This is a genomic window from Kitasatospora sp. NPDC053308 (assembly GCF_055585785.1).
Genome location: NZ_JBVJJY010000006.1, coordinates 1 through 15,607, shown reverse-complemented (window position 1 = coordinate 15,607; position 15,607 = coordinate 1). Strand labels below are relative to the sequence as shown.

Genomic DNA, 15,607 nt, shown 5'->3' with positions numbered 1-15,607 from the left:
GACGCCCTCAGCGCCGGTAGCCGGCCACCGTCACGGAGGCGGCCACCTCGACCGGGTCCGGCAGCGCGGCGAGCGCGGCATCCAGCCGCTCCGGGTCGGTGTGCCAGGCGCTGGGCCCCATGCCGACGACGGTGCGCACGTCCTGCGGGCCGAGCCGCAGGGTGAACTCGACCTCCCGGCGCCCCACCGGCGTCAGGTACGGCCCGAGCTTCTCGTCGATCCGCCGCTGCTTCTCCTCGTCCACCGACAACAGCCCCAGCGCATCCACGAGTTCGCGCAGGTGGCGGGCGGTGGGCGAGACCAGCAGCAGGGTGCCGCCGGGGCGCAGCACCCGGCGGATCTCGGGCCCGTTGCGCGGCGCGAAGACGTTCAGCATCAGCTCGGCGGAGGCGTCGCGCAGCGGCAGCGGTCGCCAGGCGTCGCAGACCACGGCGCCGACCCGCGGGTGCGCCTTGGCGGCACGCCGCAGCGCGTACTTGGAGATGTCGAGCGCCGCTCCGACCCGGTCCGGTAGGGCGTCCAGGACCTGGGCCAGGTAGTGACCGGTCCCGGAACCGAGGTCGGCGACCAGCCCGTCGGGCGCACCACCCGGCACGGGGGCCGCCGCGACCGCGGCCTCCGCGAGGGCGTCCGCGATGGGCCGGTAGTGCCCGGCGGCGAGGAAGTCCGCCCGGGCGGCGACCATCTCCGCGGTGTCTCCGGTGCCGGTGTGGGCGTCGCCGGCGAGGAGGCTGACGTAGCCCTGCTTGGCGAGGTCGAAGCTGTGCCCGGCGGGGCAGCGCAGGCTGCGGTCGTGCCGGGTGAGGGCCTGCGCGCAGAGGGGGCAGGCCAGGTAGGGCTCGATGTCCTGCAGCAACGTTCCGTCTTCTCTCGCCGTACGCCCCGGCCGGTCGGGGCGCCAGCCAGCCTAACGACCCGGCCCGCCCGACCACGACGCCCGCCGTCCGCCGACCTGCCGACCACGACGCCCGCCGACCCGTCCGGCTACCGCCCGCCCGCCACGAGCACCCGCCCCCGCCCCGCCGCGACCCGCAGCGCGAGTTCGGCGAGCGCCTCGGGCGCGCCGGACCGGCCCCGGGCTCCGGGGAAGGCGTTGACGTCCACGATGACGGGCTCGGCCGCGCCGTCCAGCAGGTCGACCCCGTACACGTCGAGCCCGAACACCTCGCCGACCCGCAGCGCGAGCGCGGCCCGGTCGGCGGGCGGCTCCCAGTCCTCCGCCGGCCCCGACCGCCCCGCCGCGGAGGCGAGCTCGGACCGCCGCCGGGCCGCGAACACCCGCCCGTCGATCACCCACAGCTTCTGGTCCCAGCCGGTCCCGGGGACGAACGGCTGGGTGACGACGGGTTCCCCGGGCCACTGTTCGGCGAGTTCGCGCAGCCGGTCCGGGCCGTCGACCCGGGCGACCAGGTCGTGGCGCCTGCTGCGCCGGCTCTTGACCACGAACGGGTAGGACGGATCGGGGAGTTCGCCCAGCCGCCCGGCGTCGGCCGTCGCCGCGAACGGCAACCCGGCGGCGCGCGCGAGGTCGGCCATCCGCACCCGGTCCTGGCAGAGCTCCGTCGCCGCCGCCGAGTTCACCACGGGCGCGCCCCGCCGCTCCAACTCCCGGGCCAGCGCCAGTGCCCGGGGCGTCCGGGCCTTCAGCAGATAGACGTCCGCGAGCTCACCGCCCCCACCCGCGCACGCACCGCCGCTGCCCGCGAGCCCACCTCCGCTGCCCGCGAGCTCACCGCCCCCGCCCGTGGGCTCCACCGGCGGGACGGCCACCACCTCGTGCCCCCGCTCCACCAGCAGTGCGGCCGTCGCCGCCAGCAGCGGGTGTCCCGGATCCCCCGCGATCAGCCCGACCCTCACAGCAACTCCCCGCTGCCGAAGCCCAGTCGACCGTACGCGGCGCCACCCGCGTCCACCAGCGCGACGGGCTCGCCGGGCACCGACACGGCGGTACCGCTGCGCGCGAGCCGCAGCACCGCCCGGGCGACCCGGGAGACCGCGTCCGGCACCTGCCGGAAGCTCGGGAAGTCGTTGATGTCGACCACCACGGGCCCGTCCGGCCCGAGCAACACATCGACGCCGTACAGGTCGAGCCCGAACACCTCACCGACCTGCGCCACGATCCGCGCGACGCTCCCCGGCAGCGGCACCTGCCGCTCCCGGACGCCCTGCCCGGGGTGCAGCGGAGAGGAACGTTCCGTCGCGTAGAACTCGCCGTCGACGCAGTACACCTTGAGGTCGGTCCCGGAGTTCGGCACGTACGGCTGGGCGATCAGCAGCCCCTCCCCGGCCAGCTCCGGCCCGACCTCCAGCAGGTGGTCGGGGTTGCGCACCAGCCGGACGGCGCGCCCCGAGCTGCCGTCGGCGGGCTTGACCACCAGCGGGTACTCGGCGGCCGGGATCTCCGCCAGCCGCTCCCAGCGGGCGGCCGCGTACGTCACCGGGACGGGCAGCCCGCGGGTGCGGCCGATCACCGCGGCGAGCGCCTTGTCCCGGACGCCGCGGATCGAGCGCACGTCGTTCACCGTGGTGAGACCGACGGCGGCGGCCGCCTCCAGCAGGGTCAACCCGGGGCCGCCGGAGACGGTCTTGAGCACCCAGGCGTCGTGGCTCCCGGCCCGGACCGCCTCGGAGATCGCCAGCAGCGAGTCCCCGGGGCGCAGCACGTCCACCCGGTGCCCCCACGCGGTGAGCCGGCGTACCACGTCGAGCGGCATGCCGTCGTGCCGGTAGTGTTCCTCCACCAGAAAGCAGAGCCTCATGGGCCTGTCTTCCCCCTTGCCTCGCCGAGTGCAGACGTCCGCCGTCCCCCTCGGCAGAGCTGTAAAGGCATCAGCATGCACGCCGTGTGCGCACAAGATCGCTGCGAGCGGGTAAGCGTTCGGCAACAATCGGCGCCCGGGCCGCGTCGGAACGACCCCGACCGCCCGGACGGGCCTCCGTTAATCGCTGGCAGCCCACCCGCGCCCCTGCTTGGATGCACGCCGTGACTTCTGCTGATCATGCCCCCGACGGACCCCTCCTCGACGAGATCGAGCGCTACTACGACGCCGCACCGCGCAGCGCCGCCCGGGCCGAGGACTTCGGCCCGCTGACCCTCTTCGTCCGCCGGGGCGAGACCGGCTGGCACTACTACGCCCGCCCCACCCTCGGCCACGACGGCCCGGCCGCCACGGCCGAGGACGTCCGCCGGGTGCTGGAGCGCCAGCGCGAGCTGGGCGCGCCGGAGGCTTTCGAGTGGGTGGCCGAGCAGAACCCCGAGCTGCGCGCGGCCGTGGAGGAGGCGGGCCTGACGGTGCATGAGCACCCGCTGCTGGTGCTGCGCCCGCAGGACGAACCGGCCGGCGCGCCGGCGCTGCCGGACGGGGTCCGGGTACGGGTGCTGGACGCGGACGCTCCCGAGCTGGCGGAAGCGGTTGCCGTCCCGCACGTGGCCTTCGGCTCGCGGGGCACGGCCATCGGCACCGCCGGCGCGCCCGAACTGGCGCAGAGCGTGGCGGCGTTGCGCGCCGAGGACGGCGTGGCGCGGATCGCTCGGCGGATCACCGACGGCACCACCGTGCTGGCCGCCGCGCTGAGGGACCGCTCGGCGCTGTGCGCGGGCCAGTACATCCCGGTCGGCCCGGTCGCCGAGGTGGTCGGCGTGGGCACCCTGCCCGTCGCGCGCCGCCGGGGCCTCGGCCTCGCGGTCACCGCGGCCCTGGTCGCGCACGCCCGGGCCCACGGCGCGCGGACGGTGTTCCTGTCCGCCGCCGACGAGGACGTCGCCCGGATCTACCGCCGGGCGGGTTTCCGCCCCTGCGCGACGGCCCTGATCGCCGAGCCCGCCGCACCCGGCGCCTGACCGGGCCCGGAACCGGCCGGCCCGGACGAGCGGAGGGCGGCGGGCACGGCGACCACGGGGACGGAAAGGGGGCTGGGACGCCGACGCGGACGGGGGCGACGGTCAGTCGTCGTCCTCGTCCTCCTCGTCCGCCCCGCTGACGCCCTCCCCCTCGGCCTCGTCCACCACCCACGCCGCCAGCCGCTCGGCGACACCGGACACCCCGAGCCGTCCTTCGCGGATGGCCCGGGAGAGGCTGCGCACCTCGCGGGCGGTGGTGGCGACGGTGCAGCCGCTGGCGACGAGGTAGGCGTACGCGACGGCGGTCGCGAAGAGCTCGTTGGTCTTCTCCAGGGCCGGCACCCGGATCAGCTGGTGCATCAGCGCGGCGGCGCGGTCCTGGGGCTCGGGGTAGACGGCGATGTCGAATATCTCGGCCTGGTGCCGGGTGACGGCCGCGAGCAGGGAGCCGTAGTCGGTGACCTGCGGGTCACCGGGCGTGTACTGCTCCGCGGTCATGAGCAGCCATGAGAGGTCGACCTCCAGGTTCAACGGCGCACGTCCTGGAGGTCGCCCGGCTCCCCGAACTCGGCGAGGAAGGCCGTCTCGTACTCCTTCATGAACTGCGCGGCCGCGTCGACGAAGGCCCGGCCGGACTCGCCCATGTCCTGCTGGACGAGGCGTTCGATGTACTGGTTCATGCTGATCCCCTGCTGCTCCGCCCGTTCCCGGGCCATCTCCGCGGTCGTGGCGTCCACGCGGACGTTCAGCTGCTTCTTGGCCATGACCCTCAAGCTAGCGCTGAAGTGCTAGCACAACAAGGGCGCGCGCACACCGCCCGCACACCTGCCGCACGCCCCCACGCAACCTCCCCGTCACCGAGCCCTCGCCTGTCGCCGCCCGGACCCGTCACCGGGACCCCGCCCGCCACCGCACCGGGCCGCGCCGGGCCGCCCACCTTCCATACCCGCCCACCGCCGCCCCACCCCCGGCAGGACGAGCGAGACTTGAAGAGTCCTTCACCATCCGGGACTCTGAACTCCCCTGAGCGTTCCCCCGAGCGGCACCGACCGGTGTGGAGGCCGGCAATGACAGCCATGTTCGACCAGGAGTTGCGCCAGCAGCTCGCCCGGGCCCGGCAGGACCTCGCGGCGGCACGGGCCGAAGGGGACGCCGACGGCGTCCAGGCGTACGAGGGCCGGATCGCCTCCCTCCTGCGGCTCGCCGCCCAGCACGGCATCGACCTTCCGCACAGCGTCGACGAGGAGGAGCACAACGAGTGACCGAGCACCGAAAACGCCGAAGAGGCGGCCCCCGTACACACGGGGTGCCGCCTCCTCGACCGTCCGGTCACTCCCCGGCGGGCTCCAGGATCGCCACGCACTCGAAGTGGTGCGTCATCGGGAACAGGTCGAAGGCCCGCAGCGACACCGGCCGGTAGCCGCCCTCGCGGAAGAACTTCAGGTCCCGGGCGAGCGCCGCCGGGTCACAGGCCACGTACGCGATCCGGCGCGCCTCCAGGCCGACCAGGTGCGCCACGGTCTCGCGCCCGGCACCCGAGCGCGGCGGGTCCAGGACGATCAGGTCGGTGGCGGTGATGCCGGTGCGCGGCAGCAGCGTCTCGACCCGGTCGCACTCGATCCGCACGTTGTCCAGCGCGGCCAGGTTGTGCCGGGCGTCGACCACGGCCTGCTTGGCGGACTCGATGCCGAGCACCGCGCCCTCCTCGCCGACCCGGTCGGCCAGCGCGCCCGCGAACAGGCCGACGCCGCAGTACAGGTCGAGCGCGTTCTCGCCCCACTGCGGGTCCAGCCCGTCCAGCACGGCGTCCACCAGGGTGTCCGGCGCCTCCGGGTGGATCTGCCAGAAGCCGCCGTTGCTGACCCGCCAGGTCCGTCCGGCCGCCCGCTCGCGGACGAAGCCGCGCCCGTGCACCTTGTGCACGTCGCCCTGGTCGTCCACCCGGGCGATCGACACCGGCTTGTCCAGCTCGACCAGCGGCAGCTGGGCGCCGTCGCGCGGGGTCAGCACCACCTGGCGGTCCGAGGAACCGGTCGCGGCGATCGCCTCGACGCTCGCCACGCCCGGCCAGTCCCGGGCCTCGATGCCCAGCTCGGTGACGCCCTCGGCGGCGATCAGGCAGCGGTCCACCGGCTGCACCTCGTGCGAGCGGTGCTTGCGCAGTCCGACCTTCCCGCTCCCCGGGTCCACCGCGTACTGGACCCGGGTGCGCCAGGCCGGCACCTGCCCGGCCGGGAGCTTGCCGCCGACCGGCTCGACGCTGCCGTCCCAGCCCGCCTCGGCCGGGGTGAGCCCGGCCAGCTTGGCCAGCTGCTCGGTCAGCACCGCCGCCTTGAGCTTGCGCTGCCCGCCCGGGGTGACGTGCTGCCAGTCGCAACCGCCGCACTTGCCCGGCCCGGCGAACGGGCAGGGCGCCTCGATCCGGTCCTTGGCGGGCTCCAGGACTTCCACCGCGTCGGCCCGCAGGAACCGCGAGGTGGTGGTGCCGTCGGTCACCAGCGCGACGACCTTCTCGCCGGGCAGCGCGTGCCGCACGAACAGCACCCGCCCCTCGTGCCGGGCCACGCAGTGCCCGCCGCCGTGCGCGACCGGGCCGACCTCGACCTCGTAGCGCTGCCCGGCCAGCGGCTCGCCGGACGGCGCCTCGGGCCGCCGCGCGGGCGCGGCGGTGCGCAGCGCCTTGGGCGGCCGCACCGCCTGCTTGCGCGGCGCCTTCCGGGCACCGCCGGCGCCGCCCTTGGCCCCGGCAGCACCACCCGCGGCGCCCTTGCCGGCCCCGCCCGTCCCGGCGCCCTTGCCCGCGCCCTTGGCGGCCGGGCCCCGGTTCGGCGTCCGGTCCTCCGCCGGCGTCTGCTCCCCCGGGACGATCGGCGCCGTCCGCGCGGTCAGGCCGTCGCGGTCGGTGGCCTCCGGACGGGACGGCCGGCCCCAGCGCGGCCGGGCGACCTGCCCGGGCTGGGAGCCGCCCCGGCGGGAGCCCTTGCCGGAGGAGCCCGAGGAGCGGGGCGGAGTGTTGCGGGTCACTGGGAGGAGTCCTTGCTGCGGTCGGAGGTTTCGCCGGCGCTCGCGCCGGCGGAGACGGAATCCTTCGACTGTACGGCCTTCGGCGCCCGGGGCTCGCCACGGCGGACGGCACCGGGCGCGGACCAGGCCTTCTGCGGCTTGCGCCGCTCCGAGGACTCCAGCTGCCACGGCACCGAGGTGACCATCACCCCGGGCTTGAACAGCAGCCGCCCCTTGAGCCGCAGCGCGCTCTGGTTGTGCAGCAGATGCTCGTACCAGTGGCCGACCACGTACTCGGGGATGTAGACCGACACCACGTCGCGCGGGCTGCTGCGGCGCAGGTTCTTCACGTAGTCGAGGACCGGCCCGGTGATCTCGCGGAACGGCGAGTCCAGCACCTTCAGCGGCACCTCGATGCCCCGCTCGTCCCACTCCTGGCGCAGCGCGGCCGTGTCGGCCGGGTCCACGTTGACCGTGACGGCCTCCAGCGTGTGCGCGCGGGCCAGCTTCGCGTACGCGAGGGCGCGCAGCGCCGGCTTGTGCAGCTTGGAGACCAGCACGATGGCGTGCACACGGGTGGGCAGCACCACGTCGTCCGGCTCCTCGGCCGCGATGAGCTCCGTGGAGACCCGGTCGTAGTGGCGGCGGATGCCCTTCATCATCACGAACAGCACGACCATCGCCGCGATCGCGATCCAGGCGTGGCTGATCTTGGTGACCAGGACGACGATCAGCACGGCCATCGTCATCACCAGGCCGAAGGTGTTGATCGCCCGGCTGCGCTGCATGTGACGGCGCTTGGCCGGGTCGGTCTCGGTGCGCAGCAGCCTGGTCCAGTGCCGGATCATCCCGGACTGGCTCATGTTGAAGGAGACGAAGACGCCGACGATGTAGAGCTGGATCAGCCGGTTCGGGTCCGCGTCGAAGGCGATGATGAACAGGATCGCGGCGATCGCCAGCAGGATGATGCCGTTGGAGAACGCCAGCCGGTCACCGCGGGTGTGCAGCTGACGCGGCAGGTAGCGGTCCTGGGCCAGGATCGAGCCGAGCACCGGGAAGCCGTTGAAGGCGGTGTTGGCGGCCAGCACCAGGATCAGGCCGGTCACGGCGGCGACGAAGTAGAAGCCGGGCGTGAAGTTGCTGAACACGGCCTCGCTGATCTGGGCCAGCGCGGTCTTCTGGTGGTAGCCGGACGCGGCCCCGCCGAGCTGCTCGGCCGGGTTCTCGGCCATCTGGACACCGGTCAGCCGGGCCAGCCAGATGATGCCCATGAACATCACCACGGCGATGCTCGCCATCATCAGCAGCGTCGTCGCGGCGTTCTTGCTCTTGGGCTTGCGGAAGGCCGGCACGCCGTTGGAGATCGCCTCCACGCCGGTGAGCGCGGCACAACCCGAGGAGAACGACTTCAGCAGTAGGAACACCAGCGCGAAGCCGCCCAGCGAGGCGTTGCCCGCGGTGGCCTCCAGCGTGAAACCGGAGCTCTCGGCCGGCATGTCCTGACCCAGCACGAAGTGCCGGAAGAACCCGTACCCGACCATTCCTATGACGCCGATCATGAAGGCGTAGGTGGGGACGGCGAAGGCCGTGCCGGACTCGCGCACCCCGCGCAGGTTCATCCCCATCAGCAGGACGACCACGACGACCGACACGGTCAGTTCGTGGCCCCGCAGCGCGGGGACGGCGGAGACGACGTTGGCGACGCCCGAGGTGGTGGACACGGCCACGGTGAGCACGTAGTCCACCATCAGCGCGCTGGCGACCACCAGCCCGGCGGCGGGCCCGTGGTTGACGGTCGCGACCTCGTAGTCGCCGCCACCGCTCGGGTAGGCGTGCACGTTCTGGCGGTACGAGGCGACCACGGCGAGCATGACGATCGCGACCACGAGGCCGATCTGCCACGAGAAGTGGATCGCCGAGGCGCCCGCCACGGAGAGCGTGAGCAGGATCTCCTCGGGGGCGTACGCGACCGAGGAGAGCGCGTCCGAGGCGAACACGGGCAGCGCGATCCGCTTGGGAAGAAGGGTTTCGCCCAGCTTGTCGCTGCGCAGCGCTCGCCCGATCAGGATGCGTTTCGGAAGGTCTTTCGGCATAGGCACGTTAAGGAATCGTAGGGGTTCCCCGGACGAGGCTCCGCCGTTTGTCCCCCCCTTCGTCGCGACTGCGTTCTACGGACCGGCTAGCGTGTCGGATACGAGTCGGTGGGCAACACTCGGATTGGCCGGTGTTGCCGGGGCCGGCGCCCCACGAGAACGCTCGCCCCGGGTAGCCGGGCGGGAAAGGGAGATGAACGGTGTTTGCGCAGGTCAGTACCCCGACGGAACGGGTGAGGTAGCGCCGGTGCACATCGTCATCATGGGCTGCGGCCGCGTGGGCTCGGCCCTCGCGAGAGCGCTGGAGAAACAGGGCCACTCGGTGGCCGTGGTCGACCAGGACCCGACCGCCTTCCGTCGGCTGGGCGCCGGGTTCAACGGGCGCCGGGTGACCGGCGTCGGCTTCGACCAGGACACCCTGCGCGAGGCCGGCATCGAGGAGGCCGGCGCCTTCGCCGCCGTCTCCAGCGGCGACAACTCCAACATCATCGCCGCTCGGGTGGCCCGGGAGAACTTCGGCGTCGAGAACGTCGCCGCCCGGATCTACGACCCCCGCCGCGCCGAGGTGTACCAGCGCCTGGGCATCCCGACCGTGGCGACCGTCCGCTGGACGGCCGACCAGATGCTGCGCCGACTGCTGCCGAGCGGCGCCGAGCCGCTCTGGCAGGACCCGAGCGGCAGCGTCCAGCTGGCCGAGGTCGCCTACGACCCGCGCTGGATCGGCCACCGGTTCGGCGAGCTGGAGGAGGCCTCCGGTGCCCGGGTGGCGTTCGTCACCCGACTCGGCGAGGGCATCCTGCCCACGCCGCAGATGGTGGTGCAGGAGGGCGACCTGGTGCACGTGATGCTGCGCCGGGCCGACCTGACGGCCGTCGAGGCCGCGTTCGCGCAGGGGCCGAAGGAGGAGGGTCACTGATGCGGGTCGCCATTGCCGGGGCCGGTGCCGTGGGCCGCTCGATCGCGGGCGAGCTGCTGGAGAACGGCCACGAGGTCCTGCTGATAGACAAGAACCCGAACTCCATCTCGGTGGAGCGGGTCCCGATGGCGGAGTGGCTGCTGGCCGACGCCTGCGAGATCACCTCGCTGGACGAGGCCGCCCTGCAGCGCTGCCACGTGGTGATCGCCGCGACCGGTGACGACAAGGTCAACCTGGTCGTCTCGCTGCTCGCCAAGACCGAGTACGCGGTGCCGCGGGTGGTCGCCCGGGTGAACAACCCGAAGAACGAGTGGCTCTTCAACGAGTCCTGGGGCGTGGACGTGGCCGTGTCCACCCCGCGACTGATGTCCGCCCTGGTCGAGGAGGCGGTCAGCGTCGGCGACCTGGTCCGCCTGATGCGCTTCAGCCAGGGCAACGCCAACCTGGTCGAACTCACCCTGGCCTCGGACACCGAGCTGGTCGGCACCCGGGTCGGGGACGTGGCCTGGCCGCAGGACACCGCGCTGGTGACCATCATCCGCGAGGGCCGGGTGCTCGTGCCGGGCAAGGACGACACCCTGGAGGGCGGCGACGAACTGCTCTTCGTCGCCGCGCAGGAGCGCGAGGAGGAGCTGGAGGAGCTGCTGTCGGCCACCTCCGGCGCCCAGTAGCGGCCCCGCGGTCCGCGCGCGGACCACACGGCGAAGGGCCCGCACCCCGTGGGGTGCGGGCCCTTCGCCGTGGCTTGGCCGCGGTGTCCGGCTCTCCGTGCCGGGTTCTCGATGCCGGGATCGCCGTGCCGGGCTCGCCGTGTGCGGCGCGCCGCCCGGCTCCGGTGGAGGCGGCTACTTCGCCGGCTCCTCCTCGTCCTCGTCCAGCTGCGCCTTGATCGGCGGCGGCGCCTTCAGCAGGATCTGCCAGGTGACGTACATCGCCAGCAGCATCGGCGGGATGCCGAGGGCGACCTTGAGCCAGCCGAGCAGGTTGACGTTGTGGGTGAAGTACAGCGGGAAGAGGATCACCGGCTTGAGGCCCATGATCACCACCCAGGCCCAGGTCGCCTTGGTGTAGGCGGCGAGGCGGCCCGGGTTCTCCTTGCGCCAGGTGAACATCTCACCGGTGATCGGGCCGAGCATCACGCCGATCATCGGCCAGCGCACCAGGGCGGAGGCCGCCAGGGCGATGCAGTAGCCGACGTTCCAGAGCAGGCCGGGCAGGTAGAAGTCCTCGGCCTTGCCGCTCTTCATCGCGATCCAGGCCCCGAGCGCGACCCCGAAGACCCCGCTGAAGGCGTGCTGGATGGTCTCCCGCTTCGCCAGCCGGACCACCACGAACAGGGCGCTCAGGCCGAGCGCGGCCCACGCGGCGGCACTGACCTGGTGGGTGAGGTTGTACGTGACGATGAAGACCAGGCCGGGCAGCGTCATGTCGATCATGCCGCGCACGCCGCCGAAGGCCTGCAGGACGGTGTCGGCGGCCTCCTTGGAGGCTGCCTTGCGAGCGGCTTCCTCCGCTGCCGCGTCACGGACCGGGTCGAGCTGGGCGGCGGCGTCGCCGCCGGGCTGGTTGCTCACGCTCATTCGCTCCCGTGTCCGACCGGACGCAGCTCGTAGCGGGGGTTGAACAGCACGCGGCGCCCGCGTGCGTGGCTGATCCGACCGCTGGCGACCAGCTTGCGGCCGGGTTCTATGCCCGCGATCGAGCGGCGGCCGAGCCAGACCACGTCCAGCGCCTCGGTGCCGTCGAATAGTTCGGCCTCCAGGGCCGGCACCCCGGCCCGCGGGCGGAGCGTCACCGTGCGCAGCGTGCCCGCGACGGTGACCAGCTCGCGGTCCGCGCAGCCGGCGATCGGCGTGCATCCCGACTCCGCGGCGCTCTCCTGGCGCAGGTCCTCCGCGTCCAGTTCCTCGGCCGAGGAGGTCAGCCGACTGAGCATGCGGCGGAACCGCCCCTGGGGCTGGCCGCTGCTGTTGTCACCACTCATGCCGGAAGGGTACCGGTTTCCGGGCCCCCGGCGGCAGGCCGTTCAGCCGCCGGGGGCAACGGCGGTCAGCTCTCGAACCGGTATCCCATGCCCGGCTCGGTGATGAAGTGGCGCGGGTGCGAGGGGTCGCGTTCCAGCTTGCGGCGCAGCTGGGCGAGGTAGACCCGCAGGTAGTTGGTCTCCGTGCGGTAGGCGGGGCCCCACACCTCCTGGAGCAGCTGGGTCTGGCTGACCAGCCGCCCGGCGTTGCGGACCAGCACCTCCAGCAGGTGCCACTCGGTCGGGGTGAGGCGGACGTCGGCGCCGTCCCGGTTGACCTTCTTGGCCGCGAGGTCGACCGTGAAGCTCTCGGTGACGACCAGCGAGTCGGCCTCACCGGCCACCGGCTCGGCCCGCCGCACGGCAGCCCGCATCCGGGCGAGCAGCTCGTCCATGCCGAACGGCTTGGTCACGTAGTCGTCGGCCCCAGCGTCCAGGGCCTCGACCTTCTCGTCCGAGGCGTGCCGGGCCGACAGCACGATGATCGGCACCCTGGTCCAGCCGCGCAGTCCCCGGATCACCTCGACCCCGTCCATGTCGGGCAGGCCCAGGTCGAGGACGACCACGTCCGGATGGCGGGCGGCGGCCAGCTCCAGCGCGCTCGCGCCGTCGTGGGCCGCGTCCACTTCGTACTTGCGGGCCTTGAGGTTGATCACCAGCGCGCGGACGATCTGCGGTTCGTCGTCCACGACGAGGACCCGGGTCATTGACGGGCTCCGCCTTTCAGGGCTGTCTGGGTTGAGGACTGTGGGACTGGCTTGCGGTACGACGTACGGCGCCCGGGAGCCGGAGGCCCGGCCGGCGCGCCGGTTCTCATGTGATCAGCTCCGACAGCGGACCGCTGCCGTCGCCGTGCGCCCCGCCCGGCTCCTCCGGCTCCGGCGGCTCCGGCGGCCGTTCGACGGCGGGCAGACTGACGACCATGGTGAGACCGCCGCCGGGGGTGTCCTCGGCGGTGACGCTACCGTCCATCGCCTCGACGAAGCCGCGCGCCACCGCGAGCCCGAGGCCCACGCCGGCGCCGCGCGGCGCGTCGCCGTAGCGCTGGAACGGCGCGAAGATCTTCTCCTTGGCCTCCTCGGGCACGCCCGGCCCGCGGTCCACGATCCGCAGCTCGACCCGGTTCGGCACCCCCGGCTGCTCCAGGACGTCGGCCTTCACGAGCACCTTGACGCCGTCCGGGCTGTACTTGACGGCGTTCTCGACCAGGTTGGCCAGCGAGCGCTCAAGCAACCCGCCGTCGGCCCGGATCATCGGCAGCGTCTCCGGGACGTCCAGCCGGACAGACCCCGGCGCCACGCCACCGAGCGCGTACGGCACCACCTCGTCCAGGTCGGTCTCCTGGATCAGCGGGGTGACGGTCCCGGTCTGCAGCCGGCTCATGTCGAGCAGGTTGTTGATCAGGTGGTCCAGCCGGTCGGCCCCGGCCTCGATCCCGGCCAGCAGCTCGGCCTCGTCCTCCGGGTCCCACTCGACGTCCGCGGCGCGCAGCGAGGTCACCGAGGCCTTGATGCCCGCGAGGGGGGTGCGCAGGTCGTGCGAGACGGCGGCCAGCAGGGCGGTCCGGATCCGGTTGCCCTCGGCCTCCCGCCGGGCCGCGGCCGCCTCCCGGGACAGCCGGCGGCGCTCCAGCACCACGGCGGCCTGCGCGGCGAAGGCCCCGAGCAGACGCCGGTCCGCCCCCGGCAGCACCCGGCCGCGCAGCACCAGCGCCAGGCTGTCGCCGACCGGGACGTCCACGTCGGCCTCCTCCGGCCGGTCCGGTGGCCGCGGGCCGGCCGCGGCCACCGGCACCCACGGGCCGAGCGGATCGGCACGCTCCAGCAGGGCGGCGCTCTCCTGTCCGAAGGTCTCCCGGACCTGCTCCATCAGCGCGGTCAGCACCCCGTCGCCGTTCGGCGCCCCGCGCAGCACGGTGCCGGCCAGCGCGCTGAGCGTCTGCGCCTCGGTCTGGCTGCGGGCCGCCTGATGGGTGCGCCGGGCCGCCAGGTCCACCACGGACGCCACCGAGATGCCGACGATGGTGAATATCGCCACCGCCATGATGTTCTGCGGCTCGTTGATGGTGAACGTGTGCACCGGCGGCGTGAAGTAGTAGTTCAGCACGGAGGAGCCGACCAGCGCCGAGCCGATCGCCGGCAGCAGCCCACCGACCAGGGCTGCGCACACCGTCAGCGACAGGAACAGCAGCATGTCGGTGGAGAGCCCAAGCCCGCCGATCGCCGTCAGCACGATCGCCATCAGCGGCGGACCGGCCAGCCCGATCAGCCAGCCCGCGATCGTCCTGGTCCGGCCCAGGTCGGTGATCCGGCGGACGGGTACCCGGCCCCGCCCGTGCCCGGCATGCTCATGGGTGACCATGTGGACGTCGATGTCCCCGGCCTTCTGGGTGACCGTGGTGCCGACGCCCGGCCCGTACAGGAACTGCCAACCGGGCCGGCGGCTGGTACCCAGCACGATCTGGGTGGCGTTGACGCCCCGGGCGAAGTCCAGCAGCCCCTCGGCCGGGTCGTCGCCCAGGACCGCGTGGAACGAGCCGCCGAGACTCTCCACCAGGGCTCGCTGCTCGATCAGGGCCTGCGGCGAGCCCGCGCCCACCAGGCCGTCCGACCGGGAGATGTGCACGGCGAGCAGCTCACCGCCGGAGACGCGGGCCGCGATCCGGGCCGCCCGGCGGATCAGGGTCGCTCCCTCGGGCCCGCCGGTCAGGCCCACGACGATCCGCTCCCGCGCCTGCCAGATGCCCTCGATCCCCTGCTCGGCACGGTACTTCTGCAGGTACTCGTCCACCCGGTCGGCGGTCCACAGCAGCGCCAGTTCGCGCAGCGCGGTCAGGTTGCCCGGGCGGAAGTAGTTGGCGAGGGCCGCGTCGATCTTCTCCGGCGCGTACACGTTGCCGTGCGCCAGCCGGCGTCGCAGCGCCTGCGGGGACATGTCCACGAGCTCGATCTGGTCGGCCCGGCGGACCACCTCGTCCGGGACGGTCTCGCGCTGGCGCACCCCGGTGATGCCCGCGACGGCGTCGCCCAGCGACGCCAGGTGCTGCACGTTGACGGTGGAGATCACGTCGATCCCGGCCGCCAGCAGCTCCTCGACGTCCTGCCAGCGCTTCTCGTTCCGGCACCCGGGGACGTTGGTGTGCGCCAGCTCGTCCACCAGCGCCACCTGCGGCCGGCGGGCGAGGACGGCGTCCAGGTCCATCTCGGAGAACCTCGCGCCGCGGTGCAGCACCTGCTGCCGCAGCACGACCTCCAGACCGGCGACCATGTCGGCGGTGCGCCGACGCCCGTGGTCCTCCACGAACGCCACCACCACGTCCGTGCCGCGCTCCCGCCGCCGGTGCGCCTCGGCGAGCATGGCGTACGTCTTGCCGACCCCGGGGGCCGCCCCGAGGTAGATGCGCAGCCTTCCTCGTCCCATGAGCACCATTCTTGATCCGCCCATGCCCGGGAGCACCCCCGGACACCTGTTCCCCTTCCCTTCGAGACTACGGCGTGAGCAGCGATTTTCCGCTGATCAGGCCACTGCTCGGGCGGTTTTAGCGACATATTGACGGTGCAGCAGCCAGTCGGCGGGGGTCACTCGGCAGGGTCCGGCCGACTTTTGCCGGAAATGCGAAGAACCCCCGTCCGGATCCCGGACGGGGGTTCTTCTGAATGATTGTTCGGCGGCGTCCTACTCTCCCACAGGGTCCCCCCTGCAGTACCATCGGCGCTGTGAGGCTTAGCTTC

General features: G+C 73.3%; 15 protein-coding genes and 1 rRNA gene. 4 read left to right on the top strand and 12 right to left on the bottom strand.

The genetic code is table 11. The annotated features are described in order from the left end of the window. Positions 1–7: 7 nt before the first annotated feature. The 3 genes from ACZ6Y7_RS15525 to ACZ6Y7_RS15515 all read right to left on the bottom strand — a co-directional run bounded on the left by ACZ6Y7_RS15525 (position 8) and on the right by ACZ6Y7_RS15515 (position 2,759). Positions 8–856, bottom strand: coding sequence for a putative RNA methyltransferase (locus ACZ6Y7_RS15525; RefSeq protein WP_465758410.1), 849 nt, complete (start codon positions 854–856; stop codon positions 8–10). Positions 857–984: 128 nt separating this feature from the next. After that, positions 985–1,857 carry an ATP-grasp domain-containing protein gene (locus ACZ6Y7_RS15520; RefSeq protein WP_465758409.1) on the bottom strand — a complete coding sequence of 291 codons (873 nt, stop codon included), beginning with the start codon at positions 1,855–1,857 and terminating at the stop codon, positions 985–987. Continuing rightward, positions 1,854–2,759, bottom strand: coding sequence for an ATP-grasp domain-containing protein (locus tag ACZ6Y7_RS15515; RefSeq protein ID WP_465758408.1), 906 nt, complete (start codon positions 2,757–2,759; stop codon positions 1,854–1,856). The genes ACZ6Y7_RS15520 and ACZ6Y7_RS15515 overlap by 4 nt, the downstream gene beginning before the upstream one ends. Before the next feature lie 224 nt (positions 2,760–2,983). Between ACZ6Y7_RS15515 and ACZ6Y7_RS15510 the strand changes: the two genes are divergently transcribed. Continuing rightward, positions 2,984–3,841 (top strand): GNAT family N-acetyltransferase, encoded by an 858-nt coding sequence (locus tag ACZ6Y7_RS15510; protein WP_465758407.1) that lies wholly within the window; start codon positions 2,984–2,986, stop codon positions 3,839–3,841. A gap of 102 nt (positions 3,842–3,943) precedes the next feature. Here the strand turns inward: ACZ6Y7_RS15510 and ACZ6Y7_RS15505 are convergent, their stop codons facing one another. Both ACZ6Y7_RS15505 and ACZ6Y7_RS15500 read right to left on the bottom strand, forming a co-directional pair. Then, positions 3,944–4,372, bottom strand: a complete 429-nt coding sequence (locus ACZ6Y7_RS15505) for a fic family toxin-antitoxin system, toxin component (protein ID WP_402215597.1) — start codon at positions 4,370–4,372, stop codon at positions 3,944–3,946. After that, positions 4,369–4,605, bottom strand: a complete 237-nt coding sequence (locus tag ACZ6Y7_RS15500; protein ID WP_350526055.1) for a toxin-antitoxin system HicB family antitoxin — start codon at positions 4,603–4,605, stop codon at positions 4,369–4,371. The genes ACZ6Y7_RS15505 and ACZ6Y7_RS15500 overlap by 4 nt, the downstream gene beginning before the upstream one ends. A gap of 303 nt (positions 4,606–4,908) precedes the next feature. On the opposite strand from ACZ6Y7_RS15500, the gene ACZ6Y7_RS15495 reads away from it, so the two are divergent. Next, the gene (locus tag ACZ6Y7_RS15495) at positions 4,909–5,103 is read left to right on the top strand and encodes a hypothetical protein (protein ID WP_465758406.1); all 195 of its coding nucleotides are present in this window, start codon (positions 4,909–4,911) and stop codon (positions 5,101–5,103) included. A 67-nt stretch (positions 5,104–5,170) separates the two neighbouring features. Here the strand turns inward: ACZ6Y7_RS15495 and ACZ6Y7_RS15490 are convergent, their stop codons facing one another. Further along, positions 5,171–6,517: a class I SAM-dependent RNA methyltransferase gene (locus tag ACZ6Y7_RS15490; protein WP_465758778.1), complete on the bottom strand. Its 1,347-nt coding sequence runs from the start codon at positions 6,515–6,517 to the stop codon at positions 5,171–5,173. 344 nt (positions 6,518–6,861) lie between these two features. Continuing rightward, complete coding sequence (locus ACZ6Y7_RS15485) at positions 6,862–8,937, bottom strand: APC family permease (RefSeq protein ID WP_465758777.1); 2,076 nt, start codon at positions 8,935–8,937, stop codon at positions 6,862–6,864. Positions 8,938–9,184: 247 nt separating this feature from the next. On the opposite strand from ACZ6Y7_RS15485, the gene ACZ6Y7_RS15480 reads away from it, so the two are divergent. Beyond that, complete coding sequence (locus ACZ6Y7_RS15480) at positions 9,185–9,853, top strand: potassium channel family protein (RefSeq protein ID WP_465758405.1); 669 nt, start codon at positions 9,185–9,187, stop codon at positions 9,851–9,853. After that, entirely contained in the window at positions 9,853–10,524 is a 672-nt protein-coding gene (locus ACZ6Y7_RS15475; protein ID WP_030060763.1) for a potassium channel family protein, read from the top strand. Before ACZ6Y7_RS15480 ends, ACZ6Y7_RS15475 begins: the two co-directional genes overlap by 1 nt. 174 nt (positions 10,525–10,698) lie before the next feature. Here ACZ6Y7_RS15475 and ACZ6Y7_RS15470 read toward each other — a convergent pair whose 3' ends face one another. The 5 genes from ACZ6Y7_RS15470 to rrf all read right to left on the bottom strand — a co-directional run. Next, positions 10,699–11,427 carry a DUF3159 domain-containing protein gene (locus tag ACZ6Y7_RS15470; protein WP_465758404.1) on the bottom strand — a complete coding sequence of 243 codons (729 nt, stop codon included), beginning with the start codon at positions 11,425–11,427 and terminating at the stop codon, positions 10,699–10,701. A 2-nt stretch (positions 11,428–11,429) separates the two neighbouring features. Further along, positions 11,430–11,837 (bottom strand): OB-fold nucleic acid binding domain-containing protein, encoded by a 408-nt coding sequence (locus ACZ6Y7_RS15465; RefSeq protein ID WP_402215585.1) that lies wholly within the window; start codon positions 11,835–11,837, stop codon positions 11,430–11,432. A gap of 65 nt (positions 11,838–11,902) precedes the next feature. After that, positions 11,903–12,583: a response regulator gene (locus ACZ6Y7_RS15460; protein WP_049657530.1), complete on the bottom strand. Its 681-nt coding sequence runs from the start codon at positions 12,581–12,583 to the stop codon at positions 11,903–11,905. Positions 12,584–12,689: 106 nt separating this feature from the next. Beyond that, positions 12,690–15,296, bottom strand: a complete 2,607-nt coding sequence (locus tag ACZ6Y7_RS15455; RefSeq protein ID WP_465758403.1) for an ATP-binding protein — start codon at positions 15,294–15,296, stop codon at positions 12,690–12,692. Positions 15,297–15,538: 242 nt separating this feature from the next. Next, positions 15,539–15,607, bottom strand: a 5S ribosomal RNA gene (rrf, locus tag ACZ6Y7_RS15450); the annotation flags it as partial.